Annotated in this window: 7 protein-coding genes; 5 read left to right on the plus strand and 2 right to left on the minus strand. The window is 41.0% G+C overall.

Annotation, left to right across the window (positions count from 1 at the left end; translation table 11 throughout):
* Positions 1-110 precede the first annotated feature (110 nt).
* Positions 111-716, minus strand: coding sequence for a hypothetical protein (locus TW85_RS16635; protein ID WP_046018266.1), 606 nt, complete (start codon positions 714-716; stop codon positions 111-113).
* A 204-nt stretch (positions 717-920) separates the two neighbouring features.
* Here TW85_RS16635 and serA point away from each other — a divergent pair, with 204 nt between their 5' ends.
* Positions 921-2,150 carry a phosphoglycerate dehydrogenase gene (gene serA / locus TW85_RS16640; RefSeq protein WP_046018267.1) on the plus strand — a complete coding sequence of 410 codons (1,230 nt, stop codon included), beginning with the start codon at positions 921-923 and terminating at the stop codon, positions 2,148-2,150.
* 62 nt (positions 2,151-2,212) lie between these two features.
* Here the strand turns inward: serA and TW85_RS16645 are convergent, their stop codons facing one another.
* Entirely contained in the window at positions 2,213-4,174 is a 1,962-nt protein-coding gene (locus TW85_RS16645; RefSeq protein ID WP_046018268.1) for a methyl-accepting chemotaxis protein, read from the minus strand.
* 418 nt (positions 4,175-4,592) lie between these two features.
* On the opposite strand from TW85_RS16645, the gene TW85_RS16650 reads away from it, so the two are divergent.
* From TW85_RS16650 to TW85_RS16665, 4 genes are all read left to right on the plus strand, one after another.
* Complete coding sequence (locus TW85_RS16650; protein WP_046018269.1) at positions 4,593-5,705, plus strand: extracellular solute-binding protein; 1,113 nt, start codon at positions 4,593-4,595, stop codon at positions 5,703-5,705.
* A gap of 121 nt (positions 5,706-5,826) precedes the next feature.
* The gene (locus tag TW85_RS16655) at positions 5,827-6,915 is read left to right on the plus strand and encodes an ABC transporter ATP-binding protein (protein ID WP_046018270.1); all 1,089 of its coding nucleotides are present in this window, start codon (positions 5,827-5,829) and stop codon (positions 6,913-6,915) included.
* Positions 6,908-7,795, plus strand: coding sequence for an ABC transporter permease (locus tag TW85_RS16660; protein ID WP_046018271.1), 888 nt, complete (start codon positions 6,908-6,910; stop codon positions 7,793-7,795). The genes TW85_RS16655 and TW85_RS16660 overlap by 8 nt, the downstream gene beginning before the upstream one ends.
* Positions 7,792-8,610 carry an ABC transporter permease gene (locus TW85_RS16665; protein WP_046018272.1) on the plus strand — a complete coding sequence of 273 codons (819 nt, stop codon included), beginning with the start codon at positions 7,792-7,794 and terminating at the stop codon, positions 8,608-8,610. Before TW85_RS16660 ends, TW85_RS16665 begins: the two co-directional genes overlap by 4 nt.
* The last annotated feature ends 286 nt before the right edge of the window (positions 8,611-8,896 follow it).

Consider the following 8,896-nt stretch of genomic DNA (forward strand, 5'->3'; position numbering starts at 1 on the left):
GCATAACACTCTCCAAATGATTAATTGGAAAGTGACAACCTTATTCAGGACGGGACAGATCAATAAAAAAAAGCGGCTCTGGGCCGCTTTTTTTGTGTCCGTGATTCGGGTTAAGCTCGAGTACTAATTGACTGACCTAATGCTGATTCAGGGCTTATATTGTATTGAGTTACCACACTAGCACTACGACTGGTGTTATTTGGACTCGATTGTATCGGTGGGGGAGAGCTTTCAGCAGTACGACTTTCACTTGGCTCAGGCTCTTCTCTTCTGGGCTCTGGTCTTGGTGTTTCTTCAGGTGCTTGGGCTCTTGCTTGTCCAGATTCAAGTCTTAACTCTTCTTGTGTACCTATATTTAAGGTTTGGTCATTATCAGTTTGTGAATCACTAAATTCTGCATTACCTGCGTTAGCGTATCTTTCCTCGCTAATTTCAATGGTTCTAAAGCTTTGGGTTATACTTCTCTCAGTTTGTGAAATCTCTGCTCTAAATGCTTCACTTTGTTGGGTGCTCTGTACTGTTTCTCTCTCCAGGGTTTCTTGGGCTAGCTGTCTGCCGGCGGCAGAAAGGTCTACTCTAACATCTGGACTAGAGATTGCGGTTGAAGGAGAAGAGAGGTTGGTGTTGGAATTTGGCGTGCCGACATTAAGCGAGTCTAAGCTTTGCGGACTCGCAAGCGTCGATCTATCAGCTATAGGTAAGATGCCAGTTTCCATGGGAATGCCATTTTGTACAATTTATGATCAATAAGTTTACTCTAATTTGGCCATGTCTGCCAAATTAGTTTTGCTGAATAGTCAGTATTAATTATTTTCTTATCATAATGAAATACATTTGAGTATCTTGTCTGCGACATACATTGTTGTGTGTTAACATGTTTGTGATTTTTCCCCACACCACGAAGAGAAGTTAAACAAGTCATGAGTACCACCTCACTAGATAAAGCTAAGATTAAGATTTTACTGCTAGAAGGCGTGCATCAATCTGCATTGGATGCGCTTAATGAAGCAGGTTATACCAATATAGAATTTCATAAAACTGCGTTAGCTGAAGATGAGTTAATCGAAAAAATCGAAGAAGCGCACTTTATTGGTATTCGTTCCCGTACTCAGTTGAATGAGAAAGTGCTTTCCCACGCGAATAAGCTAATGGCTATTGGTTGTTTCTGCATAGGAACTAACCAAGTTAATTTGGAAGCAGCGAGCGCGAAAGGTATTGCAGTCTTTAATGCACCTTTCTCAAATACTCGAAGTGTTGCTGAATTAGTCATAGGTCAACTGATTCTATTATTGCGCGGCATTCCTGAAAAAAGTGCGGTTTGTCACCGTGGTGGATGGATGAAATCAGCTGTAGGTTCCTACGAAGCTCGTGGTAAACGTCTGGGTATCATAGGCTACGGTAGCATAGGAACACAGTTGAGTGTTTTAGCTGAATCACTGGGTATGGAAGTTTACTTCTATGACATTGTGACCAAACTACCTTTGGGTAATGCTCGCCAAATAAAAAGCCTGAACAAGCTTTTGTCCACCTGTGATGTAATTAGTTTGCATGTGCCAGAAACAGCATCAACCAAGCTTATGATTGGTGCTGAAGAGATTGCTCGTATGAAAGATGAAGCTATCTTTATGAACGCATCTCGCGGAACCGTTGTAGATCTTGATGCCTTGGCAGCAGCCATGAGAGAAGGGCGCTTAAACGGTGCAGCAATTGATGTATTCCCTGTTGAGCCTAAAGGTAATGCTGACGAATTCGTTTCACCTCTTCGTGGTTTGGATAATGTTATCCTGACACCTCATGTAGGTGGTAGTACAATGGAAGCGCAAGAAAATATCGGTGTTGAAGTAGCTGAAAAGCTAATTAAGTACTCTGATGTAGGTACAACGATTGCGTCTGTTAACTTCCCTGAAGTTGCTCTACCAGCACAAGATGGCAACCACCGTCTATTGCATATCCATGAGAACCGTCCTGGTATCTTGACTAAGATTAACGGCATCTTCTCTGATAACAACATTAACATCACAGGCCAATACCTAAGAACCAGCGAAAACATTGGTTATATGGTGATGGATGTTGATGCTTCAAATAGCGACTTAGCTTTGGAAAAAGTGAAAGAAGTTGAAGGTACAGTACGCGCACGTATCTTATTCTAGCCGTCAGCGTTACCAATAAAAAAGGGCGATCTTATATCGCCCTTTTTTGTATCTTTGAAAGTCTAAATACCTAGGCTGACAGAAATTTCATTGACCCGCTTGGTGATGGTTGCAGAAACCTTACCTAAAAACTGCTCTGACTCATGAGCCTTATCTTTCACCTGAGACATGGCGTGATTAAGGGACTGCATCTCGGTTTTTTGCTCTGCAGCATAGCGAGTTGCCTTTTGCGCTAATTCAGTGGATTGCTTAGATTTTTCACTGACTTCAAAAGCTGAATCACCAAGTTGTGCAGTTAGGCTGATCTGGGTGTCACTGGCCGACTCTATTTTGTCTAGAGACTGGCTTAAGTTCTGAGTTGAGGAAGTAAGGCGGCTTAGAATTGACGTGATTTCGCCCAAAGAGTCTTGGGTTTTGCTGGATAAAGTACGTACTTCAGTAGCGACGACTGCGAAGCCTCTTCCGTGTTCACCAGCTCGCGCTGCTTCAATTGCAGCATTTAAAGCCAGCAGGTTTGTTTGCTCAGATATGTCTCGAATAGAGGAGACAATAGAAGAAGCGTCATTGACTGAATCTTCTAAACCATTAAGTGATTGGCGGCTTTGAGTGAGCGTTTGCATCGCTATTTGATTTGCCTGTTTTAAGCTTTGCGCCTGTTCCACACTGCTTTGCATCGCAAGGCTAGTTTCGCTCGCATAGCCTTCTACTTCTTGTGCTCTGACTTCTGCTTTGTTGGCAAGAATATTGACTTGTTCAGTAATACTCGTGGTTTTGCTTAGTTCATGGTTTGATTCTTGATTAAGCTTGTTGATGTCATCAAAAGCATTGAGGACTTTGTTTAAGGAGTCGGATATCTTGGCAAGCTCCTTATCCCGTTTTTGCTGTTGTGTCTCAACATAAGCTAGGTATTGATTAAAATAATGCGCAGTTTCTGATAGTTCGTTTTTCTGCTTGCCAACATTAATAGGCTCTGAGCTTTGCGTCTCAACAAGAGAGGTGACAGCAGATAAAAGGTTCTTAGCGCTTTTAACAACAATACGGGAAAGGAATAAGTGAGTAAGAGCGCTGACAATCACCATCAAGAGAATAAACAAAGCAAAAGCGAAAATGATTTTTTCTTGAGTTTGCTCTGATTGAGTCGAAATAGCTTGGGTGCCTAGTTCAAGCTTTGCTTGCAGCTCACTTACTTGAGCGCGTAAATCCGCTTGGGCATTTTGCATATGAGTAATACCGCTAAGGCTGTTATTCACATCTTTCATGTACCTATTAACCCAAGAGCTAAGCTCAGACTGCATTTCGGTGATCGGACTTTCGCTTTCCTCTTGCTCTTCTTCTGCCCAACCCATTAAGGCGCTTAAATCATCCGTTTCTTCTACTTCTTCTTGGCTTGAAAAGTTATTTGGTAACGCAGACATAGTGCTAACCGTTTTGTAAAAGGTGTCTGCTTCAGAAGCTAAAGCGGCTTTGTTCTTTACTGTATTGGCTTGTAGGAATTGCTCGGTATTATCGCTTAGACTAATAAAGTGCTTTTTAAGTTTTGCATCCATTTCTAAAAGCATGACTTTGTCCGACAAACTTAGGTTTGTATGGGGCTGATTAATAAAGTCAGAATAAGTATCGATAGCTTGTGACATTTGGCGCTGATTGTTGCGTATTAGTGCAAAGGTATCACCTGATAATTTGCCGGCAGCTCGGATATCACCATCTAGTTTTAGACTAATGCTTTCTAAAAGCGGGCTGATATCGGTTTGAATTTGGCTTGGCAACTCAGTTAATTGTTGTTTGATATCTGTATTAATGAGGTTGATCGACTCTTGTAACTTGGTGGCTTCACCAAAGCTTAAGTAACTTTCAATTTTATCTTTTAGGGACACACTCGCCAGAGTTAATAGTTGGTTATATTGATCTGTCGTTGCCATCGTCTGACGAAATTGCAGGATGCTCCAAGTGAGAGTTAAGGCAAGTAAACTAGTGATTAAAAGATAGGTGAAAGTCGTAATTTTAGTAACACGAGAAATTGTCAAAATTCTTACCCTTTGTTTACGTATGTTACAAAACATTAAGATATTGTGAAGTAATGTATAAAAACTAGATGTCAGTTTTGTTACATTGATCCGTAAAATAAGAAGAAGAATAGAATTTTTTTAAAATAAAGATTAGTGAAGAGAAATGAACATAAGATCTTCAAAATAGAAGAAAAAATGTCGAATATCGCAAATTCATAAAGGGTTTTTATAACTTCAATTTATGCTTTTTTTCACTTTTATATCAAAATTGACTTCCAAATTCATCGCAGTGTCATTATCGTGTTGTAGTTTCTTTTATAATTAAATGAATGTTTAAAGATAAAGAAACGTTCAGTTAATGTTTAAAAGACCTAGATACACAGAATGATTTAAGTCTAATCCCATATTAATAATAAAGATTTAGCGGAGTAAGAACATGACCCTTTCACGTCGTAATTTTGTTAAAAGTGCGACCGCAGCAGGCGCGGTTGCAGCAACACCTTTTAGTATTAGTAAAGCGGTTGCAGCAAATAAGGAACTACGTATTTATGCGTGGGCCGGCTATATCACAGATGAAATGCTTGCAGACTTTAAAGCAAAAACAGGTATTAATGCTACTTTCACTCCTTATGGTACTAATGATGAGTTGATGAACTCATTACGTGCTACCGACGGTACTGGTTTCGACATCATTATGCCGACAGTGGACCGTGTACCTGGTTATGTTGATTTTGATCTAGTACAACCACTAGATACGTCTCGTGTTAACTGGGAAGGCTGTCTTGAGAGTGCTGTAAAAGGCTCTGAAGTAGGTGGTATTGTTGATGGTAAACGTTACTTTGCACCTTCTGATTGGGGTACAGAGGCGATTGCTTTTAACACAGATTACGCAAAAATTGATCGTAACAATTTAAGCTATGGTGACCTTTGGAAACCAGAGCATGCTGGTGGTGTTACCGTACGTGGACACTCAGCATTGGTAGGTATTGGTTTATGGCTTGAAAGCATGGGCGAACTACCTTATCCACTACTTGATTCTTATAAGAATGAAAAGGCAATGCGTGCTAACTTTGACGTTATCTTGAAAACGGCTACTGAGCACAAAGCAGCAATTGCTCAGTACTGGTCTACAGAAAACGAAGCACAAGGTGCATTCCGTACGAATGGCGCCATCATTGGTCAAACTTGGGACAGCACTGCATTCAAACTTAAGCAAGAAGGTGAGCCTATTGCTTATGCAGCGCCAAAAGAAGGTGCTCTTGCTTGGATGGAAGGCTTTGTTATTCCTAAAAATGCTAACAATGTTGACTCTGCTTACGAATTTATCAACTGGTACTACACACCAGAAGCAGGTGCAATGTTCGTAGAATCGACAGGTTATAACTCTACTTCGAAAGGATCTGATGCACTTCTACCAGAAGCAACTAAACAGTTCTTCCAAGAGTCTTACACTGAGAAAGAACTGAAAAATCTATGGTGGTGGCCTATCCAAGAACCTTGGTATGTGGCTTTGCGTAACGAATACCAAGATCGTTACCTATCTGCATAGAACCTCCTAAATAAAGCTCCTAGCCCAACATTTGGGGTGGGGGCTTTTTTTGTCCCTTATTATTTACCTGCAAAGCTTAATGTTTGTGGCAGGTTAGCGTATATGAAAGTAGAGAGAAAAAATGGATAGCAGTGTTCACCTAGATAATGTTGTTATGAATTTTGGCGATTTCACTGCCGTTCAGAAAACAGACTTAAAAATAGAATCAGGCGAATTTTTTAGTTTTCTTGGTCCATCTGGTTGCGGTAAAACAACCATACTTAACATGATTAGTGGCTTTCTAGATCCTAGTGAAGGGGATGTTAGAATTGGCGGAAAAGCCATGCGTGGCGTACCTGCTAACAAGCGCCCTACATCAATGATTTTCCAAAACCTTGCTTTGTTTCCGCTTATGACAGTAGCGGAGAATATCGAGTTTGGTCTTGAGGTGCGTGGTGTATCTAAAGCAGAGCGTAAAAAGACCTCAGATAGATTATTAGAATTAGTTGCATTAGATGGTAGTGGTACTAAACAAGTATCAGAGCTATCTGGTGGACAAAAGCAGCGTATCGCGATTGCACGTGCTTTAGCAGTAGAGCCTCAAGTTCTTTTGCTAGATGAGCCATTATCCGCTTTGGACTTAAAACTACGTCAACATATGCGTACTGAGTTAAAAGAAATTCAGCGTAAAACTGGCATTACCTTCATCTATATTACTCACGACCAAGGTGAAGCATTAACCATGTCGGATCGAGTGGGTGTTATGTCTGCGGGTAAACTTCAGCAAGTTGCCGACCCAATTACTCTATATCGTGAACCTAAAACAGAATTTGTTGCCTCCTTCGTGGGTGAGAACAATGCTATCGCAGGTTCAGTTGAAGGTGTTGAAGGTAATAATGTAACAGTTAATTGTGCTGGATTAGGTCTACTAACCGGTCGTGGTATTGGTGCAATTACAAAAGGTCAGCAGGCTAACTTATTTATACGCCCTGAGCTTATCCGTGTGGGTCAAGCGGCTGATGCTGGCTGTGATGTTAGATTTGAAGCCAATATTACAGAAATTAACTTCGAAGGGTCTTACCTAACACTCAATACACAAATTGGAGCGCAAAACATTGCCGTTCAAATTGGTGCTGAGCAATATACCGCAGACCTTGTTGCTGGAGCCAAAGTGAAACTGGGCTTTATTAGCCAAGATGCAGTGGTAATTGCAAGGGGGGAGAATGTTTAGCCAATTAAAAGCAAGATTTGGTGGTGGCATGGCGCTGGGTATCCTCGCCATGATTGCCTTATGGTTACTTGTGCTTGTGATCCTACCTCAGTTCTTAATGGTAGATTACTCTTTTAGACCTAACCTACTTCCTAAAGAAGTGGGCGGACCTAAAGATACTTACTCTCTGATTAACTATGAGACCTTGTTTGGTAACCAGATTCACCTAGCCATCTTTGCCAAAACAATTTGGTCGAGTGTTTTGGTTACCTTACTAACCTTATTGGTTAGTTACCCTTTAGCGTTTTACCTCGCTAAAGTCGCAACACCAAGACAGGCGGCATTATGTATTCTTCTCTTAATTATTCCTTTTTGGATTAATGAGATCCTAAGAACCTTTTCTTGGTACATCATACTTGCATACAAGGGGCCACTAAATGCATTGCTATTAGCGTTAGGCTTTATCGATAGACCGATTCGGTTCTTGTCTGGCGATACTGGTGTCATGATAGGTATGGTTTATGCCTATATTCTCTTCATGATCTTCCCTATCTATAATGCGATTGAAAGCTTGGATATGAACCAGATCAAAGCGGCTAGAAACCTTGGTGCTGGATGGATAAGAACTCACTACAGAGTCATTATTCCTCACGCCAAGCCTGGTATTGCAACAGGCTGTATCATGACATTTATGTTGGCGGCGGGTAGTTATGCTGTGCCGGCATTACTTGGCTCACCTGGTAGTCGTTGGTTTACTCAGATAATTTATAACTGGTTCTTCGAAGGTGGTAACTGGAACCAAGGTGCAGCATATGCCTTCTTGCTATTAATTATCTGTATCGGTTTCATTGCATTAGTGATGCGTGTCTTTAAAGTTGGTCTAGGAGATATCGCACGATGAAATCCGAAACTATTTTACGCTGGGGAATTCGCTTCTATATAGGTGTGTTTTTCACTTACTTATTTATCCCTCTCATTATCATGGGGGCAGCAACTTTCAATGACAGTCGTTTTCCAACGGTTTCTCCTTGGAAGGGGGCTACGTTAAAGTGGTTTGAAGCCTTGGCTCAAGATGGTGCCATGTGGCAAGCCCTTTGGACGAGTATCATAGTTGCAGCGGGAGTTCTTGTTGTCGCTGTGCCGATTGGTATTTGCTGTGCTTTATTCTTGTCTACTTATCATGGAAAGGGAAAAACCTTTCTTTACTCCTTGATGATGTCTCCTCTTTTAACACCTGGTGTTATCGTAGGCATCTCAACACTTATTTTCTGGAAAGGAATGGGTGTGAGTGGTGGGGTGATGCTGACAGTCATTGCACAAACAACCTTTATCGCTGCCTATGTCATGTTAATGGTACTTGCGAGGTTACAGCGTTTTGATAGAACGCTTGAGAATGCTGCTTTAAGTTTAGGTGCAAATCAATGGCAAACTTTCCGCCGTATTCTTTTGCCTTATTTAAAGCCAGCCATTATCTCTGCAGGCGCAATTGCTTTCTTACAGTCGTTTGAAAACTACAATACGACCTTGTTTGTGAAAGGTTATGATACAACCTTAACGGTTTATATCGCTTCTAAAGTAAGAACCGGTCTAACACCTGCAGTTAATGCCTTGGGTCTTATCATGATTTTAACCACAATCGTGATTGCGGTAATTTACGAGCTTAAGCGTCGTAAAGAAGCTGCACAAGCGGCTAAGTTGGTGTCGGCTGAAGACTAGTTAGCTAGGTATTTAGAAATAAACGTTAAAAAAGCGAGTTTTGCGAATAGATGGAAGCAAAACTCGCTTTTTTTGTATAAAAACTGGCCAAATCTGAAACCCCTGCTAGGCTATTCATCACTTTTGATATTAATTGATAAATATTCGAGAAAGTACTTGCCATAAAAAATGAGATGCGTATTATACGCATCCACTGACACGGGGTAGCAAACAAAGCTTACACCGACAGCTTACCAAGTAAGCGACTACAAACAGAACATTGTTTAGTAAGTCAGACGCTCTTTAA

This window comes from Marinomonas sp. S3726, assembly GCF_000967665.1.
GTDB lineage: Bacteria > Pseudomonadota > Gammaproteobacteria > Pseudomonadales > Marinomonadaceae > Marinomonas.

Bases quoted from the DNA above. Each gene is read 5' to 3' on its own strand.
- TW85_RS16665 (WP_046018272.1), top strand. From the start codon at position 7,792: ATGAAATCCGAAACTATTTTACGCTGGGGAATTCGCTTCTATATAGGT.
- serA (WP_046018267.1), top strand. From the start codon at position 921: ATGAGTACCACCTCACTAGATAAAGCTAAGATTAAGATTTTACTGCTA.
- TW85_RS16635 (WP_046018266.1), bottom strand. From the start codon at position 716: ATGGAAACTGGCATCTTACCTATAGCTGATAGATCGACGCTTGCGAGT.
- TW85_RS16655 (WP_046018270.1), top strand. From the start codon at position 5,827: ATGGATAGCAGTGTTCACCTAGATAATGTTGTTATGAATTTTGGCGAT.
- TW85_RS16660 (WP_046018271.1), top strand. From the start codon at position 6,908: ATGTTTAGCCAATTAAAAGCAAGATTTGGTGGTGGCATGGCGCTGGGT.
- TW85_RS16650 (WP_046018269.1), top strand. From the start codon at position 4,593: ATGACCCTTTCACGTCGTAATTTTGTTAAAAGTGCGACCGCAGCAGGC.